The 20458-nt window shown below is 71.6% G+C and carries 15 protein-coding genes and 1 tRNA gene; 4 read left to right on the top strand and 12 right to left on the bottom strand.

Annotation, left to right across the window (positions count from 1 at the left end):
- Positions 1–62: 62 nt before the first annotated feature.
- Positions 63–680: a dephospho-CoA kinase gene (gene coaE / locus SA2016_RS09630; protein ID WP_066497613.1), complete on the bottom strand. Its 618-nt coding sequence runs from the start codon at positions 678–680 to the stop codon at positions 63–65.
- A 35-nt stretch (positions 681–715) separates the two neighbouring features.
- On the opposite strand from coaE, the gene SA2016_RS09625 reads away from it, so the two are divergent.
- On the top strand, positions 716–1396 hold the full coding sequence (locus SA2016_RS09625; protein WP_066497611.1) for an IMPACT family protein: 681 nt from the start codon (positions 716–718) through the stop codon (positions 1394–1396).
- 79 nt (positions 1397–1475) lie between these two features.
- On the opposite strand, the gene rpsA is transcribed toward SA2016_RS09625, so the two are convergent.
- From rpsA to polA, 4 genes are all read right to left on the bottom strand, one after another.
- Positions 1476–2939: a 30S ribosomal protein S1 gene (gene rpsA / locus SA2016_RS09620; protein ID WP_066497610.1), complete on the bottom strand. Its 1464-nt coding sequence runs from the start codon at positions 2937–2939 to the stop codon at positions 1476–1478.
- A 175-nt stretch (positions 2940–3114) separates the two neighbouring features.
- Positions 3115–3981: a polysaccharide deacetylase family protein gene (locus SA2016_RS09615; RefSeq protein ID WP_066497609.1), complete on the bottom strand. Its 867-nt coding sequence runs from the start codon at positions 3979–3981 to the stop codon at positions 3115–3117.
- Positions 3982–4152: 171 nt separating this feature from the next.
- Positions 4153–5481, bottom strand: a complete 1329-nt coding sequence (locus SA2016_RS09610) for a GNAT family N-acetyltransferase (RefSeq protein WP_066497608.1) — start codon at positions 5479–5481, stop codon at positions 4153–4155.
- A 77-nt stretch (positions 5482–5558) separates the two neighbouring features.
- Positions 5559–8207 carry a DNA polymerase I gene (gene polA, locus SA2016_RS09605; protein WP_066497606.1) on the bottom strand — a complete coding sequence of 883 codons (2649 nt, stop codon included), beginning with the start codon at positions 8205–8207 and terminating at the stop codon, positions 5559–5561.
- A 133-nt stretch (positions 8208–8340) separates the two neighbouring features.
- Between polA and SA2016_RS09600 the strand changes: the two genes are divergently transcribed.
- Positions 8341–8901 carry a hotdog fold thioesterase gene (locus tag SA2016_RS09600; RefSeq protein WP_229710678.1) on the top strand — a complete coding sequence of 187 codons (561 nt, stop codon included), beginning with the start codon at positions 8341–8343 and terminating at the stop codon, positions 8899–8901.
- A gap of 34 nt (positions 8902–8935) precedes the next feature.
- Here SA2016_RS09600 and SA2016_RS09595 read toward each other — a convergent pair whose 3' ends face one another.
- Positions 8936–9475, bottom strand: a complete 540-nt coding sequence (locus SA2016_RS09595) for a dihydrofolate reductase family protein (protein ID WP_066497605.1) — start codon at positions 9473–9475, stop codon at positions 8936–8938.
- Between the two features lie 89 nt (positions 9476–9564).
- Between SA2016_RS09595 and SA2016_RS09590 the strand changes: the two genes are divergently transcribed.
- The gene (locus SA2016_RS09590) at positions 9565–9927 is read left to right on the top strand and encodes a hypothetical protein (protein ID WP_066497604.1); all 363 of its coding nucleotides are present in this window, start codon (positions 9565–9567) and stop codon (positions 9925–9927) included.
- 45 nt (positions 9928–9972) lie between these two features.
- Here the strand turns inward: SA2016_RS09590 and SA2016_RS09585 are convergent, their stop codons facing one another.
- From SA2016_RS09585 to SA2016_RS09575, 3 genes are all read right to left on the bottom strand, one after another.
- Positions 9973–10197 (bottom strand): hypothetical protein, encoded by a 225-nt coding sequence (locus tag SA2016_RS09585; protein WP_066497603.1) that lies wholly within the window; start codon positions 10195–10197, stop codon positions 9973–9975.
- Positions 10194–11387: an inorganic phosphate transporter gene (locus tag SA2016_RS09580; RefSeq protein WP_066497602.1), complete on the bottom strand. Its 1194-nt coding sequence runs from the start codon at positions 11385–11387 to the stop codon at positions 10194–10196. The genes SA2016_RS09585 and SA2016_RS09580 overlap by 4 nt, the downstream gene beginning before the upstream one ends.
- A 163-nt stretch (positions 11388–11550) precedes the next feature.
- Positions 11551–11632: transfer RNA gene (locus SA2016_RS09575), tRNA-Leu, on the bottom strand.
- Between the two features lie 83 nt (positions 11633–11715).
- Here SA2016_RS09575 and SA2016_RS09570 point away from each other — a divergent pair.
- Positions 11716–12342: an ANTAR domain-containing response regulator gene (locus tag SA2016_RS09570; protein ID WP_066497600.1), complete on the top strand. Its 627-nt coding sequence runs from the start codon at positions 11716–11718 to the stop codon at positions 12340–12342.
- Positions 12343–12427: 85 nt separating this feature from the next.
- Here the strand turns inward: SA2016_RS09570 and pyk are convergent, their stop codons facing one another.
- From pyk to gltB, 3 genes are all read right to left on the bottom strand, one after another.
- The gene (pyk, locus tag SA2016_RS09565; RefSeq protein ID WP_066497599.1) at positions 12428–13936 is read right to left on the bottom strand and encodes a pyruvate kinase; all 1509 of its coding nucleotides are present in this window, start codon (positions 13934–13936) and stop codon (positions 12428–12430) included.
- A 99-nt stretch (positions 13937–14035) separates the two neighbouring features.
- Complete coding sequence (locus SA2016_RS09560; protein WP_066497598.1) at positions 14036–15496, bottom strand: glutamate synthase subunit beta; 1461 nt, start codon at positions 15494–15496, stop codon at positions 14036–14038.
- Positions 15489–20108, bottom strand: a complete 4620-nt coding sequence (gene gltB, locus SA2016_RS09555; protein WP_066497597.1) for a glutamate synthase large subunit — start codon at positions 20106–20108, stop codon at positions 15489–15491. The genes SA2016_RS09560 and gltB overlap by 8 nt, the downstream gene beginning before the upstream one ends.
- Positions 20109–20458 lie beyond the last annotated feature (350 nt).

Below are 20458 nucleotides of genomic sequence, written 5' to 3'. Positions count from 1 at the left end.
GCCACGGGCTGACAAGGCCGGCGTCGGCATGCGTCCCCAAGGGTGGGCCGGCCTGCCGGGGCTCAGTCCTCGCGTGTGGCGGCGGGCGCGAGCACATCGTCCCAGAGCCGGTCCACGGCGGCGTGCAGGGCGGAGAGGGAACCGGTGTTCGCCACCACGTGGTCGGCGGCGGCGAGGCGCTGTTCCCGGGTGGCCTGGGCGGCCATGCGGGACCTCGCCTCGGCCTCGTCCATCCCGTTGCGGGCGAGGAGCCGAGCCAGCCGCACGTCGTCGGGCGCATCGACGACCACGACGACGTCGAACGCGCCCGCCTGGCCCGTCTCGACGAGCAGGGGGATGTCCTGGACCACGACGGCGTGCGGGTCGGCGGCCACGGCGTCCCTGGCGAGCTGCGCGGCACGGGCCCGCACACGGGGGTGGATGATGGCGTTGAGCATGTCGCGGCGGGAGGGGTCAGCGAACACGATGGCGCCCAGCGCGGCCCGGTCGAGCGTGCCGTCCGGTGCGAGCACGTCCTCGCCGAAGGCCTCGACGACCTCGGCGAGCCCGTCGCTGCCGGGCGCCACGGCCTCGCGCGCCAGGACGTCCGCGTCCACGACCACGGCGCCGCGCTCGGCGAGCCGCCGCGACACCTCCGACTTCCCTGCGGCGATGCCGCCCGTCAGGCCCACTCTCAGCACGGCACCAGCCTAGTGGACCTCCTAGACTGGGCCCGGTGACGGAGACGCCCAGCCATGCCACCACCTATACGACCGTGGACGGGGAGCACCGCCACGAGCTCGAGGTCAAGCGGTCGCGCTTCATCACGGTGCTGCGCCGGGCGGCGAGCGAGGAGGAGGCCCGCGCCCTCGTCGCCGGGCTGCGGCGGGAGTTCCACGACGCCCGCCACCACTGCAGCGCGTTCGTCCTCGGCCCCGACCGCACGACCCAGCGCAGCAGCGACGACGGCGAGCCCTCGGGCACCGCGGGAATCCCGATGCTGGAGGCGCTCCTGCGGCGTGAGACGCACGACGGCGTCGCCGACCTCAGCGACATCGCTGCGGTGGTGGTGAGGTACTTCGGCGGCATCCTGCTGGGCGCGGGTGGGCTCGTGCGGGCGTACTCGGAGTCGGTCTCGGCGGCGCTGGACACCGCCCCGCTCCTGCGCCGCGAGAGACTCCGGCTCGTCGGGATCGATGTGCCGCACGCGGCCGCACCCCGCCTCGAGAACGACCTGCGGGCCGGCGGCGTGCTCGTGGCCGGCACCGACTACGGCGCCGCCGGGGCGAGGGTGCGCGTGGCGCTCGCGGACAGCGACGCGGGAGCCGCGGAGTTCGCGTCGAGGCTCGCGGGGCTGACCGCCGGGACCGCGGCGGCCGTCGCGCTCGGGACCTCGTGGGTGGACGTGCGGACATGACGAGGGCGGGCCCTGCCTGAGCAGGACCCGCCCTCGTCAGCGGTGTCGGTACCGGCGGCCTAGCGGGCCGCGGTCACGATCAGTTGCCGGTCAGCTTCTCGCGGAGCGCGGCAAGCGCCTCGTCCGAGGCGAGCGTGCCGTGCTCGGACGCCGGGGCCTCGGAGGAGTACGTGGTCGGCGCCGACTCGTGGCCGCCGGACGCGGCGGCCGCGTCGTCGGCAAGGTGCTGCGCGACCTGCTTCTTGTGCGCCTCCCAGCGGGCCTGGGCGTCGGCGTACTGCTGCTCCCACGCGGCGCGCTGCGTCTCGTAGCCCTCGAGCCACTCGTTGGACTCCGGGTCGAAGCCCTCCGGGTACTTGTAGTTGCCCTCCTCGTCGTACTCGGCAGCCATGCCGTAGAGCGCCGGGTCGAACTCGGTCGAGTCCGGGTCCACGCCCTCGTTGGCCTGCTTGAGCGACAGGGAGATGCGGCGACGCTCGAGGTCGATGTCGATGACCTTGACGAAGAGCTCGTCGCCGACGGAGACAACCTGCTCGGCGAGGTCCACGTGGCGGACCGCCAGCTCCGAGATGTGCACGAGGCCCTCGATGCCGTCCTCGACGCGGACGAACGCGCCGAACGGAACGAGCTTCGTGACCTTGCCCGGGACGACCTGGCCCAGCGCATGCGTGCGGGCGAAGGTCTGCCACGGATCCTCCTGCGTCGCCTTGAGCGACAGGGAGACACGCTCGCGGTCCAGATCCACCTCGAGCACCTCGACCGTGACCTCCTGGCCGACCTCGACGACCTCGGACGGGTGGTCGATGTGCTTCCAGGACAGCTCCGAGACGTGGACGAGGCCGTCGACGCCGCCGAGGTCCACGAACGCACCGAAGTTGACGATCGAGGACACGACGCCCGTGCGGACCTGGCCCTTCTCGAGCTTGTTGAGGAAGGAGGAGCGGACCTCGGACTGGGTCTGCTCGAGCCACGCACGGCGGGACAGGACCACGTTGTTGCGGTTCTTGTCCAGCTCGATGATCTTCGCCTCGAGCTTCTGGCCGATGTACGGCGCCAGGTCGCGGACGCGGCGCATCTCGACCAGCGAGGCCGGGAGGAAGCCACGGAGGCCGATGTCGAGGATGAGGCCACCCTTGACCACCTCGATGACGGTGCCGGTGACGACGCCGTCCTCCTCCTTGATCTTCTCGATGTCGCCCCAGGCGCGCTCGTACTGGGCGCGCTTCTTGGACAGGATCAGGCGGCCTTCCTTGTCCTCCTTGGTGAGAACGAGGGCCTCGACCTGATCACCGACGGCGACGACCTCGGACGGGTCAACGTCGTGCTTGATGGAGAGCTCGCGGGAGGGGATGACACCCTCCGTCTTGTACCCGATGTCAAGGAGGACCTCGTCGCGGTCGACCTTGACAACGGTGCCCTCGACAAGGTCGCCGTCGTTGAAGTACTTGATGGTGGCGTCGACGGCGGCGAGGAACTCCTCGGGCGTGCCGATGTCGTTGATGGCGACCTGCGGCGTGGAGGAGGTCGTGGAGGTGATGGTCATGTAGTAGGGGCTCCGATGTGGATAGTTGGTCGGTCACCCAGACGCGTGCGGCCGCACGGTCCGGCTGAAGTGTTGGTGGTGGTGCTGCGCACTACGCGCCCCACCAGTCTAATTGGCGGTCCCAACAGGGGTCAAAACGTGCCGGGCAGATGGCGCAGCCGATTCCGGGCCGACGCTATTCCCAGGGCAGGCCCGCCCTCGAGAGGGTGGTGAAGGTGGTCCCCTGCCCTGTCAGCCGCGGCAGCGCCGCCTCGTAGCCCCGCGCGGTGCCGCCCTCGGGATGGTTCATGTGGCTGATCACGATGTCTCCGGCGCGCGCCTTCCCGACCTCCGTGGCCACCTGCCCAGGCGAGAAGGTCGCGCCGCCGTCGCCATTGAGGGAGAAGCCGACCGGGACGAGGCCGACGGCCCGGACCACATCCGCGGCCACGTCGTCGTAGTAGGCGGTGCCGGGCCGGTACCAAGGGCGGGGAGTGCCCATGAGCGACTCGAGATGTGCCCTGTTGGAGAGGAGCTCCTCATAGACGGCGGCGAGGGAGGCCGTGCCGGGGATGCCGTAGGCCGCCCGCCCGGTCACCGAGAGCGGGCGGTGCGCCGTGCCGTGGTCTGCGAGCTCGAACAGCGGGTCGGCCGCCAGCTCGGCGGCAGGGCCGGGATTCGCGGCGATCCAGCGGGCGTTGAGGAACAGCGTCGCAGGGACGCGGTGCTTCCTCAGGGCGGCGATGAGGCGGGCGTCGTATCCCCCGCCCCCGCGGCCTCCGCAGGCGTCGAAGGTGAGGGCGACGGACGCGACGGCGCCGCGGGTCACGACGCCGGGCACCTGGAGCCCCCACGCCTTCGGCAGGCGCCCGGCGAACTGCCGGCCGATCTGCTCGGCGGTGGGACGCGGACGGACCGCGGGGCCGGTCGGCGCCGCGCCGCCCGGGGCCGCACCGGACGCTCTGTCGGGAGCGCCGGCGGACAGCGAGGCGGTCGGCGCGGGCGCGCACGCGGCCAGTGCCAGTGCTGGCAGGGCGGTGAGCACACGTCGGCGCGCGAGCATGGAGGCTCCAGGGAACGGGGGAACGGGAAACGGTCGGTACGGGCGTCCCGGGCAGTACCGGGACACCCATTGCGAGGATACCGCCGCGGCGCGACGTTCGGGGAAACCTGCATGCTGTGCCGCCGGACGTTGCGCTGCCGTCGAGGCTGTGCCCGTCGGGGCCAGGACGGCCTAGAAGTGCGTGAGGCAGTGGGCGGGGCGCTCCACGGCGAGCATCCGGGCAAGCTCAGTTGCCGCCGCCGGACGCCCGGCGCCGACGCGGATGCGGCCCGCCTCGGCGAGCGTCACCGGGCTCACCCCGCCGACGTAGGCCGAGGAGAGCTCCGCGATGTCCATGACGAGGTCGTCCTGAGCGGGGTCGTCGTGGGCGAGGCGGGAAACCTGCGCGGTGCCCGCCGAGGAGGACAGGCGGTACCTGCCGTCGGTGAACCCGAGCGGGTCCTGGATGCGCAGGACCAGCTCGCCGTCGTGCGCCAGCTTCCGCGCCGACAGGGCGGCCTCGACGTCGAGGATCCGCAGCCACAGCATGTCCCGCACCGAGCCGGTGCGCACCACCCGCGGGTCCTCGAGGGCCCACACGAGCGGGTCGTCCACGGGGGCGTCCTCCCACTCGATGCGCTCGATCAGGTCGAGCGAACCGAGGAAGTCCCACAGCCCGAGGTAAGCCTCCGGGGTCGCCGCGACGACGTCGCGCAGCTCCATGGTGGGCGGTTCCGTCTCCCAGCCGCGGAATGCGTACGCGGCGTAGCCGTCGGGGGTGCCCTGCTCGTCGAGGTGCACCGCGACGCGCACGCCGTGGTCCTCTCCCCCGGTCTCCTCGTTCCACTGGCCCGCCGCCCGCAGTCGATAGCGCTCCTGCCGGCCCAGTGAGCCGGGGATCGCGCGGTGGGCACGGGCGAAGATCTCCGGGGCGAGGTCCAGCATCGCCGCCGGCTCGGCCGCGACCACCCGGCCGCGCACGGGTGCCGCGAGCCGGAACCGCGGCCCCGTCTCGACGCTCACGCTCCGCTCGTGCGTCGCGACGCCGTAGCCGAAGCGCCGGTAGATCGAGGCCTCGGAGGCCGTCAGCGCGGCGACCGGCACGCCGTCGGCCTTCGCCCGGGCGAGGTCCTCGGACATGAGGCGGCGGAGGAGTCCGCGGCGCCGGTGGTCCGTCCGGACGGTGACGGCCGTGACCATGTGGGCGGGGACGAGCACCCCGTGGCCCACGTTGAGGGTCTTGCGGAACGTGGCGAAGGTGGCCACCGGGCGCCCGGCATCCAGCGCCGGGGCTGCGGCGGGAGCCGTCGCATACGCCCCGGTGAGCTCACGGTCGTCGGCCACCGACGACTCGGCGATCCGTGCGGTGAGCTCGTCCCGCCCGGGCTTCTGGTAGAAGCCGTAGTGCACTGCCTCGATCCACCGCTTGGTGTCCGCGTAGTCGGGCGACGACGCCGGCCGCGGCCGGAACCGGCGGATCTCGTAGTCGGTGCCGCCCGGCGTTCCCGTGTCCGCGCCCATTCCCCGATTCCCCCTCGTGTCGGTGCTGTGCCGTGCCGGTGCTGTGGCGTCCCAGTGCCCGGGGCCAGCGCGTCGTGTCAGTGCCCGGCGTCGTTCCAGGTGCGGCCCACGCCGATCTGGACGTCGAGCGGGACGCTCAGCTCGGCGGCCGAGCCCATCTCGTGCTCGACGATGCTCCGCACGGCCGCCTCCTCGCCGGGCGCGACCTCGACCACGAGCTCGTCGTGGATCTGCAGGAGGAGCCGGGATCCGAGGCCGCTCTCGCGCAGGCGCCCTTCGACGCCGATCATCGCGCGCTTGATGATGTCCGCCGCCGAGCCCTGGATCGGCGAGTTCAGCGCAATCCGCTCGGCCAGCTCGCGGTGCACCCGGTTGGTGCTCGTCAGGTCCGGGAGGTAGCGGCGACGCCCGAAGATCGTCTGGGTGTAGCCGTCCTGCCGGGCCTGCTCCACGACGCCCCGGAGGTAGTCCCGCACGGCCCCGAAGCGGTCGAAGTAGTCCTTCATGAGGGTGCGGGCCTCGTCCACGGAGATCTCGAGCTGCTTGGACAGCCCGAAGGAGGACAGCCCGTAGGCGAGCCCGTAGCTCATGGCCTTGACCTTCGAGCGCATCTCGCTCGTCACGTCCGCGGGGGCGACGTGGAAGATGCGCGAGCCGACGAAGCGGTGCAGGTCCTCCCCCTGCCGGTATGCCTCGATGAGGCCCTCGTCGCCGGACAGGTGCGCCATGATGCGCATCTCGATCTGCGAGTAGTCGGCGGACAGCAGGGACTCGTAGCCCTCCCCCGCGACGAACACGTCGCGCACCCGCCGGCCCTCCTCGGAGCGGATCGGGATGTTCTGCAGGTTCGGGTTGTTCGAGGACAGGCGGCCCGTCGCGGCGATCGTCTGGGCGTAGGTCGTGTGGATGCGGCCGTCGGCCGTGACCGCCTTCTTGAGGGTCTCGACCATCTGCCGCAGCTTGCTCGACTCGCGGTGGGCCATGAGCGCCTCGAGGAAGGGATGCCCCGTCTTGTCGAGGAGTTCCTTGAGCGAGGCGGCGTCCGTCGTGTAGCCCGTCTTGATCTTCTTCGTCTTGGGCAGCGCGAGCTCCTCGAAGAGCACCGTCTGCAGCTGCTTGGGCGAGCCGAGGTTGACCTGGTGGCCGATCGCCTCGTAGGCCGCGGCGGCGGCCTGCTCGCTCGCCGTGCCCAGCTCCGCCATCAGCGCGTCGATCTGCTGCTGGTCCACGGTGATGCCGGCCCACTCCATGTCGAGCAGGACCCGCGAGAGCGGCAGCTCCATGTCCTGCAGGAGCCCGCTCGCCCCGACCTCCTCGAGTTTGGGGGCGAGGGCTTCGTGGAGGGCGTGCACGACGGCGGCCTTCCGGGCGAGCGCCGCGGCCGCGGCTTCTGCGCCGTCGAGGTCCAGCGCGAGCTGGCCGGTGGCCGGAGCGCCGGCCGCGAGCTCGATCCCGAGATGGTGCTGGGCGAGGTCGCCGAGCGCGTAGGAGCGGCGGTCCGGCTCCGCGAGGTAGCCCGAGATCGAGACGTCGTCGACGACGCCGGCGAGCTCCGTCCCGCGCCCTCGGAGGGCCTTCCCGGTCTCCTTGAACTCGGCCGTGGCCTTCGTCACCGAGGCATCTTCGAGCCAGCCCGCGAGGGGCGCGGGGACGCCGCCGTCGCCGCCGTCGAGCGGGACCACGACGGCGGCTCCCGCCGTCGCGAGCGCGACCGCCTCGGCGCGGGGCCGGGGCCCTGCCCCGTCGGTCCGGACCACGACCGCGACGGGCCGCCCGCCCGCGCCCGCGGTGAGGTCCGCGAGGGCGGCGGCCAGCCCGGCGTCGTCCGCCGGAACGGAATGCGGCGGCACGTGGAAGGCGTCCGCGGTCTCCTCGGGGCCCTCCGTGCCGAAGACGTCGTAGACGCGCGCCCGCAGCGCCTTGAACTCGAGCTCGTCGAAGAGTGCCTCAACGGCCGCGCGCTCGGGGCGCGGGTCGGCGAGGTCGTCGAGGGCGAGCGGCAGCTCGAGGTCGGTCAGGAGCCGGTTCAGCTGCCGGTTGCGCCGCACTGCCTCGATGTTGGCCCGCAGGCTCTCCCCTGCCTTGCCCTTGATCTCGTCCGCGTGCTCGAGCACGCCCTCGAGTCCGCCGTACTGGGTGATCCACTTCGCGGCCGTCTTGGGGCCCACGCCGGGGACGCCGGGCAGGTTGTCCGCGGACTCGCCCACCAGGGCGGCGAGGTCGGGATAGCGGGCCGGCGGGACGAAGTACTTCTCCTCGATCGCCGCCGCGTCCATGCGCGGGATGTCGCTCACGCCCTTGCGCGGGTAGAGCACGGCCACGTGGTCGTCGACGAGCTGGAACGTGTCGCGGTCGCCGGAGACGAGCAGCACCTCGAAGCCCGCCGCCGTGCCCTGGGCGGCAAGGGTCGCGAGGATGTCGTCGGCCTCGTGCCCGGGCAGTTCCATCGTGCGGACGCCGAGGGCGCCCATGACCTTCTTGATGTAGTCGATCTGGCCGGCGAACTCGGGCGGCGTCGCGTTGCGGCCGCCCTTGTACTCGCTGTAGATCACCTTGCGCTGCGTGGTCTCGTCGCTGACGTCGAACGCGACGGCGACGTGCGTGGGCTGCTGGTCGCGCACGAGGTTGATGAGCATCGACGTGAAGCCGTGCACGGCGTTCGTGTGCTGGCCCGCGGCGTTGACGAAGCTGTCCGCCGGCAGGGCGAAGAAGGCGCGGAACGCCATTGAGTGGCCGTCCAGGACCAGCAGCCGCCCCTGCCGTCCCGCGGGGGCCCCGGCTGCTGCCGTCGGGGCGGCCGTGGGTGCAGGAGGGGCGAGGGTTTTGCTGGTTTCAGTCACGGGTGCCAGCCTAGTGGGCATGCAGGACAATTTCACCGCGATGGACGGGGGCCCCGCGGCCCGCGAGGATGCCGGCGCAGGGGGCGGAGCCGGGGCGGCTGCCGAGCGCGACGCGGCGGCGGAGCTCGAGGCCGCCGGGATCCCCGAGCGGCTGCGGCCCTGGCTCGCCGCCCGCGGCGTGGGCGCGCTCGTGGTCAAGATGGGGATCGTGTTCGAGGAGCTGACGGCGGAGCGCGCGGTCGCGACCATGCCGGTCGAGGGCAACACCCAGATCGCCGGGATCCTGCATGGCGGCGCCCACGCGGTGCTGGCCGAGACGCTGGGATCGTTCGCCGCCTCGCTCCACGCCGGCGCGGGCCGGCATGCGGTGGGGGTGGACCTCAACGCCACCCATCACCGCGCAGCCGTCAGCGGCAGGGTGCGGGGCACGTGCACCGCGCTCCACCTCGGCCGTACGCTCGCGACGCACGAGATCGTCATCACCGGCGAGGACGGCCGCCGGCTGTGCACCGCGCGCATCACGAACCTCCTCCGGGACGACCCGACGGGGCCTGGCGAGGATGCCCAGGCCGGCGCGTAGCGCAGCCCGACGGTCCCGCGCGTAGCTCAGTCCGTCAGGCCCGCGCGTAGCGCAGCTCGACGGTCCCGCTCCGTTCGGTCAGGCCCTCGAGCGTGAACCCTGCGGGCACGCCGAGGGGGGTGCCGCCGAACAGGGGCACTCCGCCGCCGAGGGCCACGGGGACGATCGTGAGCACGATCCGGTCGATGAGCTCGGCCGCGAGGAACTCCCCGGCGAGGGCGCCTCCGCCGACGATGTAGACGTCCTTCTCGCCGGCATCCCGGCGGAGCTCGTCCTCGAAGGTGACCACGTCCCCGCGCACGAGGACCACGTCGGCGCCGTCGTCCGTGCCGAGCTCGTGGTGCGTGAAGACCCAGCAGGGCACGGTGTACGGCCACGCGCCCGGCTGGTGCGCCCGGATCCACTCGTACGTCTCGCCGCCCATCACGACGCAGCCGACGCCGGCCTCGAACGCCTTGTACGACTCCCCCAGGCCCTCGACGTCGTTGAACCTCTCGAGCCAGTCGAGCCCGCCGTTGTCCTGGGCGATGTAGCCGTCGAGGCTGCTCCCCACGAAGTAGACGAAGTCAGCCATGGCGCCCAGCCTAGCCACGGGGCGGCGGCTTTCCCAGAACCCGCCGCGGCGCGTGGACGTGGCCTGCGGGCGGCGCTAGCGTCGGGGCCATGGATGCCGAGAACCAGAACGCCAGCAGCCCGTCCGCCGACCGCGCCCCGCAGGAGGGGGGCTACGGCAGCCCGACCGCCGAGGAGGAGATGCCCCAGGGAGCCCCGACCGGGGGCGCCGCCACGCAGGGGTCGGCCCCGAACGAGCAGGAGCAGGACACCGCAGTCAGGGACGCCCAGGATCAGGGCGGCTCCGAGTCCCGCGAGCAGCCGCAGGCGGACCTGGCGGAACCGGAGGAGGCCCCCTCCACGGACGCCGACCTCGACGAGGGCAACACCGAGGACCATGGGAACCGCGAGTCGTTCTCCTCGGAGTCCGACGCGGACGCCTCCGGCCTGCCCGACGGCGGCGACTCGGCCTGATGCCCCCACGGGTGACCCTGGGGCGGGCCCGCCGCCCCAGGGGACCTAGTGGAAGTACGGGATGACGAGGTACACGCCGTAGACCACCGCGGCTCCGGCCAGCGCGTAGCTCACGCCCGATCCGGTCCGGAGCAGGGCCCTGATCCGCTGCCGCTCGGGGTCCCGCGCCTCGCTCCCGAGGCGGATCGCGAGCGAGAAGAACAGCACGATGCTGCCCGCGCCGAGGATGGTCGCGATCGCGACCACGATGAAGGCTCCCCAGTCGATCACCGGGCTTCCCCCTTCTGACGGCGCTTGCGCTTGCGCGGGAAGTTCACGGCGTCGCCCGCCTCCTCGACCTCGACGACGTTGTGGTGGCCCACACGCTGGCGGTTGTTGAGGTAGAACATCCAGGCGATCGCGGCGATGCCCACCACGACGACGAGGATCACGCCGGGCGCCCCGAGGCCCATGAGCAGCGCGGCGGCTGCACCGACCACGGCGGCGGCGGGGAGCGTGAGGACCCAGCCGAGGGCGATCCGGCCCGCGGTGCCCCACTTCACGGAGGTTCCCCGGCGCCCGAGCCCGGACCCGATGACCGCTCCGCTCGTCACCTGGGTCGTGGACAGCGCGAATCCGAGGTGCGACGAGGCCATGATGGCGGCGGCCGTGCTGGACTCGGACGAGAACCCCTGGGCCGGGCGCACCTCCGTCAGGCCGGTTCCGACCGTCCTGATAATGCGCCAGCCGCCCGCGTAGGTCCCGATGGCGATGGCCGCGGCGCAGGCCACGATCACCCACGCCTGCGGGCCGGTCCCCGGCTTCTGCAGCCCGCCGGCGATGAGGACGAGCGTGAGGATGCCCATGGTCTTCTGGGCGTCGTTGGTGCCGTGCGAGAGGGCGACGAGGCTCGAGGTGAAGACCTGGCCGACGCGGAAGCCTCCCCGGCCCTGCTTGAGCTTCTCCCCCGTCTCGCTGTCCCGTCTTGCCGTCACCGCGTAGGCGATGCGGGTGCACAGCCACGCCGAGGCGCCGGCGATCAGCGGCGCGGCGACGGCGGGGAGGATCACCTTGGAGAACACCGTGCCGAAGTTCACGGAGTAGAGCCCGATGCCCACGACGGCGGCGCCGATCAGGCCGCCGAAGAGCGCGTGCGACGAGCTCGAGGGCAGGCCGCGCAGCCACGTGAACATGTTCCAGAGCACCGCGCCGATCAGGCCGGCGAAGATGATCTCCGGGGTGATGTGCACGCCGTCGGCGCCCTCGCGGATGAGGCCGCCGGAGATGGTCTTGGCGACCTCGGTGGACAGGAAGGCCCCCACGAGGTTCAGCACCGCGGCGAGGGCAACCGCCTTCCGCGGGGTGATCGCCCCGGTCGCAATGGGGGTCGCCATCGCATTGGCGGTGTCGTGGAAGCCGTTCGTGAAGTCGAAGAAGAGCGCCAGTGCGATGACCAGCACGATCATGGTGGTGATGTCCACCCGTCGTCCCCTCAGGTTGTGGTGAGGCTGATGCGCGATCCCCCGGCCACCAGCTGTTCATCCGAAGTTCGGCACAGGTCTGTTGACGGGCGGCGGGAATCGCTCCGGACCATCCTATACAGCGCCGGGCGCCCCGACTGTGCCGGGGCGCCCGGCGCCCGGGTGCCCGAGGTGGGACTCGAACCCACACACCTTCCGATACCGCATTTTGAGGGCGGCGCGTCTGCCAATTCCGCCACTCGGGCCCAAGGCCTCCCCATGGCCTGCCCGTCCACTGTACCCGGTAGGATCTGAGGCAGGAACATCCGTCTGCCCCCAAGGAGCCAGCGTGTCAGACAAGACCCCCCAGCCGGCACCGGCCGCCGAGAAGGCGACCGCCGCAGCCCCCGCGCGCCGTGTCGTCGTGGCCGAGGATGAGACGCTCATCCGCCTCGACATCATCGAGATCCTCCGCGGGGAGGGCTACGACGTGGTCGCCGAGGCCGACAACGGGGAGCGCGCCGTGGAGCTTGCCGAGGAGCTCAAGCCCGACCTCGTCCTCATGGACGTGAAGATGCCGGTCATGGACGGGATCACCGCCGCGGAGAAGATCGTGAAGGCCCGCATCGCCCCCGTGGTGCTGCTGACGGCGTTCAGCCAGAAGGAACTCGTGGAGCGCGCGCGGGACGCGGGCGCCATGGCCTACGTCGTCAAGCCGTTCACGCCCAACGACCTCGTGCCGGCCCTGGAGATTGCCCTCTCGCGCCACGAGGAGATCAAGGCGCTCGAGTCCGAGGTCACCGACCTCAAGGAGCAGTTCGCCACGCGCAAGCTCGTGGAGCGGGCCAAGAGCCTCCTCATCACGAAGATGGGCCTGACGGAGCCCGAGGCGTTCCGGTGGATCCAGAAGACCTCCATGGACCGCCGCCTGAGCATGCGCGAGGTCTCGGAGACCATCATCAACCAGGTCAGCTGAGCAGCGCCGGCGACCGGCGGCTGGCACAGCACGAGGGCGGCACCCGTTGCGGGTGCCGCCCTCGTGGCGTCTGGAGCCTGCGCGCCTAGAGCTTCTCGCGGCGGGGCTCGGTGGGCAGCGGCCAGGGGCCGACCTGCTCCCGGACAGGCGCCGGAGTGCCGTCGAAGGCCTGGCCGGCGTCGGCGACGTCGCCCACCTTGTGCACCCGGAGCATATTGGTCGAGCCGGCCACCCCGGGCGGGGAGCCGGCCGCCACCACCACGATGTCGTTGAGCTCGGCGAGGCCCGCCCGGAGGAGGTACTCGTCGACCTGGGCGATCATCTGGTCCGTGTGCGCGGCGAAGTCGACCATGCGGGGCTGGATGCCCCAGCACAGGCTGAGGGTGTTCAGCGTCGAGGTCAGCGGCGTGAACGCGAAGACGGGCTTCTGCGGGCGCAGGCGGCTGAGGCGTCGGGCGGAGTCGCCGGTCTGCGTGAAGGTGCAGATGTACCTCGCGTCCAGCTGGTCGGCGATCGCCACCGCGGCCCGCGTGATCGCACCGCCGCGCGTCTTGGGCTGCGAGCCCAGCGGGGGAACCCGCTCGAGGCCGTGCTCCTCGGTCGATTCGATGATCTTCGCCATCGTCTGGACGGTCTCGACCGGGTAGGCGCCCACGCTGGTCTCGCCCGAGAGCATGACCGCGTCGGCACCGTCGAGGACGGCGTTGGCGCAGTCCGAGGCCTCGGCCCGGGTCGGGCGCGGGTTCTCGATCATGGACTCGAGGACCTGGGTCGCGACGATGACGGGCTTGGCCCAACGGCGGGCCAGCTCGATCGCGCGCTTCTGCACGAGCGGGACCTGCTCGAGCGGGAGCTCGACGCCCAGGTCGCCGCGGGCCACCATGATCGCGTCGAACGCGTCGATGATCTCGTGCAGCTGCTCGACGGCCTGGGGCTTCTCGATCTTGGCGATGACCGGGACCCTGCGGCCCTCCTCGTCCATGATCGCGTGCACGCGCTCGACGTCGCGGGCGTCCCGCACGAACGAGAGCGCCACGAAGTCAACGCCCCGCTTGAGCGCCCACCGCAGGTCGGTCTCGTCCTTCTCGCTCAGCGCCGGCACGTTCACGGCCACGCCGGGGAGGTTGATGCCCTTGTTGTTGGACACCGTCCCCCCGACTGTCACCTCGGTGACGACCTTGACGTCGTCGACCGCCGTGGCGCGCAGGGCGACCTTGCCGTCGTCGATCAGGAGGGCATCGCCGACCTTCACGTCCTCCGTCAGGCTCTTCAGCGTCGTCGAGCAGATGTCCTTGGTGCCCGGCACGTCCTCGGTCGTGATGGTGAAGACGTCGCCCACGGCCAGCTCGTGCGGGCCGTCCACGAAGCGGCCCAGTCGGATCTTGGGGCCCTGGAGGTCCGCCATGATGCCCACGGCCTTGCCGAGGTCCGCCGCGGCCTTGCGCACCGTCTCGTAGGTCTTGTCGTGGACCGAGTGGTCGCCGTGGCTCATGTTCATGCGGGCCACGTCCACGCCCGCCCTGATCACGGCGACGGTGTTCTCGTAGCTGGAGATGGCCGGTCCGAACGTGGCCACGATCTTCGCGCGTCTCATATACCTACCCTAGGTCTTGTCCGGTGGACAGCGGTTGCTGGGGATGTGAACAGCTGGGGAGGTGCGGGGTTCCCGGCCGGGGGCCGGGAGCCCCGCACCTCACAGGACCGTGATGGCCCGATCGGACGGCGCGACGGGCGCCGGCAGGATGGTCGAGCCCATGAGGTGGCGGTCCACGGCGGCCGCGGCGGCGCGGCCCTCCGCGATGGCCCAGACGATGAGCGACTGGCCGCGGCCGGCGTCGCCCGCCACGAAGATGCCGGGCACCTCCGTCATGTAGTCGGCGTCACGGGAGACGTTCCCACGGTCGTCGAAGCCGGCCTCGACCTGCTCGGCGATGCCGGCAGGCTCGGCGCCGGTGAAGCCGAGCGCGAGGAGGACGAGATCGGCGGGGATGATCCGCTCGGTCCCGGCCTTGGGCAGGCGCCGGCCGTCGACGTACTCGGTCTCAGCGACCTTGATGCCGGCGAGCCGGCCGTTCTCCCCCACGAACTCGACGGTCGAGGCGAGGTAGGTCCGCTCGCCGCCTTCCTCGTGGGCCGTGGCGACCTCGAAAAGGGTCGGGAACATCGGCCAGGGCTGGTGCGCGGGGCGCTCGGCCGGGGGCTGCTTGCCGATGGCGAGCGTCGTCACCGAGGCGGCCTGCTGGCGGTGGGCCGTGCCGATGCAGTCGGCGCCGGTGTCGCCGCCGCCGAGGATGACCACGTGCTTCCCGCGCGCGTCGATCTGGCCCGGCAGGGTGTCCCCGGCGACAGCGCGGTTGGACTGTACGAGGTAGTCCATCGCGTAGTGGACACCGTCGAGGTGGCGCCCGGGGATCGGCAGGTCGCGCGGCACGGTCGCGCCGGTCGCGATGACGACCGCGTCGTACCGCCTGCGCAGCTGGTCCCAGCTGACGTCCTTGCCCACTTCCACGCCCGTCCGGAAACGGGTCCCCTCCGCCTGCATCTGTGCAAGGCGGCGGTCGATCACGTCCTTCTCCATCTTGAAGTCCGGGATGCCGTAGCGCAGGAGGCCGCCGATCCGGTCGTCCCGCTCGTAGACGGCGACCGTGTGGCCGATCCGGGTGAGCTGCTGCGCGGCGGCGAGGCCGGCCGGCCCGGAGCCGACGACCGCGACGGTCTTGCCCGTGAGGCGCGCCGGCGGGAGCGGCTCGACCCAGCCGGCGTCGAACGCCTCCTCGGCGATCGAGACCTCGATCTGCTTGATGGTCACCGCCGGCTGGTTGATGCCGAGCACGCAGGCGCTCTCGCAGGGGGCGGGGCACAGCCTGCCGGTGAACTCGGGGAAGTTGTTCGTCGCGTGCAGCCGCTCCGAGGCGTCCTGGCCCTCGCCGCGGCGGGTGAGATCGTTCCACTCGGGGATGAGGTTCCCGAGCGGGCAGCCGTGGTGGCAGAACGGCACGCCGCAGTCCATGCAGCGCGACGCCTGGCGGCGGAGGACAGGGCCCTCCTGCCGGGCCTCGTACACTTCCTTCCAGTCCATGATGCGGACCGGGACGGGGCGCCGCTGCTGCGTTTCACGCTGGCGCACTTTCATGAATCCGCGTGGGTCAGCCACCGGTCACCTCCAGGATGCGAGACCAAACTTCTTCGCCGTCCGGGTCCAGGCCCTCTTCGAGGGCGGCCAGACGGGTCTGCAGCACCGCTGCATAGTCGCGCGGGAGGACCTTGGTGATCCTGGCCGCGGTGTCGTCGAAATTGTCGAGGAGCCGCTGGGCGTGGGCGGAATCGGTCTCCTCGATGTGCTTGACGAGCAGGTTGCGCACGATGTCGCGGTCCTCGTCGTCGAGCTCGATCAGCTGCAGGTCGCCCGAGTCCAGGGCCTGCTTGTTCACGCGGCTCGGCTTGAGGTCGAGCACGAAGGCCGTGCCGCCGGACATGCCGGCGCCGAAGTTCCGCCCCGTGCGGCCGAGGATGAGCGCCTGGCCTCCGGTCATGTACTCGCAGCCGTGGTCGCCGATGCCCTCGACGACCGCCGTCGCGCCCGAGTTGCGCACGAGGAACCGCTCGCCGACCTGTCCGCGCAGGAACAGCTCGCCGCCCGTGGCGCCGTACCCGATCACGTTGCCCGCGATCACGTTGTGCTCCGCGGGGAACACGTTGGTGCGATCGGGGCGGACGATGATCCGGCCCCCGGAGAGGCCCTTGCCGACGTAGTCGTTCGAGTCGCCGAAGAGGCGCAGCGTGATGCCCGCCGGCAGGAACGCGCCGAGGGACTGGCCCGCCGTGCCCGTGAGCGTGATGTCGATCGTGTCGGTACCGAGGGTCTCGATGCCGAACGTCTTCGTGACGCGGTGGCCGAGCATGGTCCCGACCGACCGGTCCGTGTTGACCACGGGCAGGCTGATCTTGACCGGAGTCCGGTCCGAGAGCGCCTCGCCCGCGAGCTCGATGAGCCTCACGTCGAAGTGCTTCTCGAGCTCGTGGTTCTGGCCGGTCGTGTTCCGCAGCGGCGCGTCCTCGTCGAAGTCGAGTCCGGCGAGGATCGGCGTCAGGTCGAGGCCCTCGGCCTTCCAGTGGTCGATCGCGTCCTTCGCCTCGAGGAACTCGGAGTGGCCGATGGCCTCCTCGATCGAGCGGAAGCCCAGGCGGGCGAGGATCTCGCGGATCTCCTCGGCGATGAACTCGAAGAAGTTGACCACGAACTCCGGCTTGCCGGTGAAGCGCGCGCGCAGCTCGGGGTTCTGGGTCGCGACGCCCACCGGGCAGGTGTCCAGGTGGCAGACGCGCATCATGACGCAGCCGGAGACCACCAGCGCGGTGGTCGCGAAGCCGAACTCCTCGGCGCCCAGGAGGGCGGCGATGACGACGTCGCGGCCGGTCTTGAGCTGCCCGTCGACCTGGACGACGACCCGGTCCCGGAGCCCGTTGAGCATGAGCGTCTGCTGGGTCTCGGCGAGGCCGAGCTCCCACGGGACGCCCGCGTGCTTGAGCGAGTTCAGCGGCGACGCGCCGGTCCCGCCGTCGTGCCCGGAGACGAGCACTACGTCGGCCTTCGCCTTGGTCACGCCCGCGGCAACCGTGCCGATGCCCACCTCGGAGACGAGCTTGACGTGCACGCGGGCGCCCGGGTTGGCGCGCTTGCAGTCGTAGATGAGCTGGGCGAGGTCCTCGATCGAGTAGATGTCGTGGTGCGGCGGCGGCGAGATGAGGGCCACGCCCGGGGTCGAGTGGCGCGTGCGGGCCACCCACGGGTAGACCTTCTGCGCCATGAGCTGGCCACCCTCGCCGGGCTTGGCGCCCTGGGCCATCTTGATCTGGATGTCGTCGGCGTTGGTGAGGTAGAGGCTCGTCACGCCGAAGCGGCCCGACGCGACCTGCTTGATGGCCGACCGGCGCTCGGGGTCGAGCAGGCGGTCGACGTCCTCGCCGCCCTCGCCGGTGTTGGACTTGCCGCCCAGCCGGTTCATCGCGATCGCGAGCGTCTCGTGGGCCTCCTTGGAGATCGAGCCGTAGCTCATCGCGCCCGTGGAGAACCGCTTCACGATCGAAGAGACCGCCTCGACCTCCTCGATCGGCACCGGCGGGCGCAGGCCCTCCTTGAACCGCATGAGGCCGCGCAGGGTCATGAGGTTGCGCGACTGGTCGTCGACGCCCTCGGTGTAGGCCTTGAACACGTCGTAGCGGCGTTCGCGGGTCGAGTGCTGGAGCCGGAAGACGGTCTCGGGGTTGAACAGGTGCGGCTCGCCGTCGCGGCGCCACTGGTACTCGCCGCCGCCCAGGAGCGGCCGGTGCGGCTGCTCGATGCCGGAGGACGGGTAGGCCATCTCGTGGCGCGCCGCGACCTCGGCGGCGATGACGTCGAGGCCGACGCCGCCCAGCTGGCTGTGGGTGCCCGCGAAGAACTCGTCGACGAGGTCCTGGGACAGGCCCAGCGCCTCGAACGTCTGGGCGCCGCAGTACGAGGCGACCGTCGAGATGCCCATCTTGGACATGATCTTCAGGACGCCCTTGCCGAGGCCCTTGATGAGGTTGTAGACGCCGTCCTCGGCGCTCACGCCCGGGAGCTCGCCGCAGCGGATGAGCTCCTCGACGCTCTCCATCGCGAGGTAGGGGTTGACCGCGGACGCGCCGTAGCCGAGGAGGACCGCGACGTGGTGCACCTCGCGGACGTCGCCCGCCTCGACCACGAGGGCCGTCTTGGTGCGGTTGGCGCTGCGGAGCAGGTGATGGTGGACCGCGGAGAGGAGCAGGAGCGACGGGATCGGGGCCCACTGCGCGTTCGAGTCCCGGTCCGAGAGGACCACGTATTGCACGCCGCGGTTGATCGCGCCGGAGACCTGCTCGCAGATCTCGGTGAGGCGGGCGCGCAGGGCGGCCTCGCCGCCGTCGGGCCGGTACAGCCCGCGGATCTTGATCGCGATGCGGTCCCCCGCGTTCTCGCCGGTCTCGGAGACCATGTTGGCGATCTTCGCGAGCTGGTCATTGTTGATCACGGGGAACGGCAGGACCACCTGCCGCTCCTTGACGCGGCCGGTGCCCAGGAGGTTGCCGTTGGGGCCGATGGCCCCGTTGAGGCTCGTCACGAGTTCCTCGCGGATGGCGTCCAGCGGCGGGTTCGTCACCTGGGCGAACGACTGCACGAAGTAGTCGAACAGGAGGCGGGGCCGCTTCGAGAGGACGGCCACCGGGGTGTCGGTGCCCATGGCGCCGATCGGCTCGGCGCCCGTGCGGGCCATCGGCCCGACGAGGATGCGCAGCTCCTCCTGGGTGTAGCCGAAGGTGCGCTGGCGGACGTTGACCGACTGCGGGGTGTGGACCACGTGCTCGCGCTCGGGGAGCTCGTCGAGGCGGATCACGTTGCCCTTGAGCCACTCCGCCCACGGGTTGGTCCCGGCGATCTCGGCCTTGACCTCCTCGTCGTCGATGATCCGCCCGGCCTCCGTGTCGACCACGAACATCTTGCCCGGCGAGACGCGGCCCTTCTTGACCACGTTGGCAGGCTCGACGTCGACCACGCCGACCTCCGAGGCGAAGACGACGAGGCCGTCCTCGGTGACCCAGTAGCGGCACGGGCGCAGGCCGTTGCGGTCGAGGGTGGCGCCCACGAGGGTGCCGTCGGTGAAGGACACCGCGGCGGGTCCGTCCCACGGCTCCATGAGGAGCGAGTGGTACTCGTAGAAGGCGCGGCGGGCGGGATCCATGGAGACGTGGTTCTCCCACGCCTCGGGGATCATCATCATGATCGAGTGCGTGATCGGCCGGCCGGAGAGCCACAGGAGCTCCGCGACCTCGTCGAACGACGCCGAGTCGGAGGCTCCCGGGGTGCAGATCGGGAACAGCTCCTCGGGCACGTCGCCCAGCAGGGGGCTGCTGAGCTGGGACTGGCGCGCGCGCATCCAGTTCCGGTTGCCCTTGACCGTGTTGATCTCGCCGTTGTGCGCGATCGTGCGGAAGGGCTGGGCGAGCGGCCAGGAGGGGAACGTGTTGGTGGAGAACCGCGAGTGCACGATCGCGAGCTTGGTCGCGAAGCGCTGGTCGGACAGGTCCGGGTAGAACGGCTCGAGCTGCGCGGTGGTGAGCATGCCCTTGTACACGATGGTGCGCGAGGACAGCGAAGGGAAGTACACCCCGTACTTGTTCTGGGCCCGCTTGCGGATGCGCCAGGCGCGGGCGTCGAGGTCGTTGCGGCCGAGCTGCTCGCCGGTGGCCGAGGCGAGGAACGGCTGCTCGAACCGCGGCATGCACGCACGGGCCATGGCGCCGACCAGCTCGCCGACCACGGGGACGCTGCGCCAGCCGAGGACGGTGAGGCCCTCGGCCTCCGCGAGCGACTCGATGCCGGCGCGGGCGGTCGCCGCCTCGCGGTCCTCGGTCGGGAGGAAGGCGATGCCGACGGCGTACTGGCCGGCGGCCGGCAGCTCGAAGTCGACGACGGCCCGGAAGAACTCGTCGGGAATCTGGCTCAGGAGGCCTGCGCCGTCGCCCGTGCCCTCGTCGGCTCCGACGGCGCCGCGGTGCTCGAGCGCGCGCAGCGCGTGCAGGGCGGCGTCGACGATGTCATGGCCGGCCTCCCCGCGCAGCGTCGCGACGATCGCGAGGCCGCAGGCGTCCTTCTCGGCATCGGCGCTGTAGAGCCCCGAGGAGGGAGGCAGTGCGGCGAAGCGTTCGAAGGGCGAGAGAACCCTCTCGGACTCCTGCGCTGCGGCGCCGTGGGTCGGGTGAGTCATGACGTAACGTCCTTCCTCCTGGTCGATTCGCGACAGGGGACAACGTTGGCCCCGCAATGCTGGCCGCGTTGAGGGCACAGCAAGGCGCTGATTACTGGAATTGTATGGCCGGCCCGTACGGGGCGAAACGGCCCGCCGGTCGCACGGCAATACGCTGGCGTCCCCCCTGCGCGTGGCGGGAAGATCGGTTGGCCCACGTCATTGTGGGGGACGAGCCGCCCGGGCGGTGGCCCGGTATGGAGCGGCCGCGGCACCCCCTGCCAGTCGGCCGGTCGGCTGCCGCAGGACTCGCGGGCGGCCTCAGGTGCGGGCCGCCGAGCGTTGGAGCCGTCTCGACTAGCCGCAAGACT

The sequence above is a fragment of the Sinomonas atrocyanea genome (genome assembly GCF_001577305.1).
Taxonomy (GTDB): Bacteria; Actinomycetota; Actinomycetes; order Actinomycetales; family Micrococcaceae; genus Sinomonas; species Sinomonas atrocyanea.
The sequence above is the reverse complement of the archived record's forward strand: the minus strand, read 5'-3'. Positions and strand labels throughout refer to the sequence as shown.

Excerpts from the sequence above, each read along its gene's own strand:
- pyk (WP_066497599.1), bottom strand. The coding sequence starts at position 13,936 with ATGAGACGCGCGAAGATCGTGGCCACGTTCGGACCGGCCATCTCCAGC.
- SA2016_RS09610 (WP_066497608.1), bottom strand. The coding sequence starts at position 5,481 with ATGGGCGCGGACACGGGAACGCCGGGCGGCACCGACTACGAGATCCGC.
- rpsA (WP_066497610.1), bottom strand. The coding sequence starts at position 2,939 with ATGACCATCACCTCCACGACCTCCTCCACGCCGCAGGTCGCCATCAAC.
- SA2016_RS09615 (WP_066497609.1), bottom strand. The coding sequence starts at position 3,981 with ATGCTCGCGCGCCGACGTGTGCTCACCGCCCTGCCAGCACTGGCACTG.
- SA2016_RS09600 (WP_229710678.1), top strand. The coding sequence starts at position 8,341 with ATGCAGGACAATTTCACCGCGATGGACGGGGGCCCCGCGGCCCGCGAG.
- gltB (WP_066497597.1), bottom strand. The coding sequence starts at position 20,108 with ATGACTCACCCGACCCACGGCGCCGCAGCGCAGGAGTCCGAGAGGGTT.
- SA2016_RS09590 (WP_066497604.1), top strand. The coding sequence starts at position 9,565 with ATGGATGCCGAGAACCAGAACGCCAGCAGCCCGTCCGCCGACCGCGCC.
- SA2016_RS09595 (WP_066497605.1), bottom strand. The coding sequence starts at position 9,475 with ATGGCTGACTTCGTCTACTTCGTGGGGAGCAGCCTCGACGGCTACATC.
- polA (WP_066497606.1), bottom strand. The coding sequence starts at position 8,207 with ATGGCGTTCCGCGCCTTCTTCGCCCTGCCGGCGGACAGCTTCGTCAAC.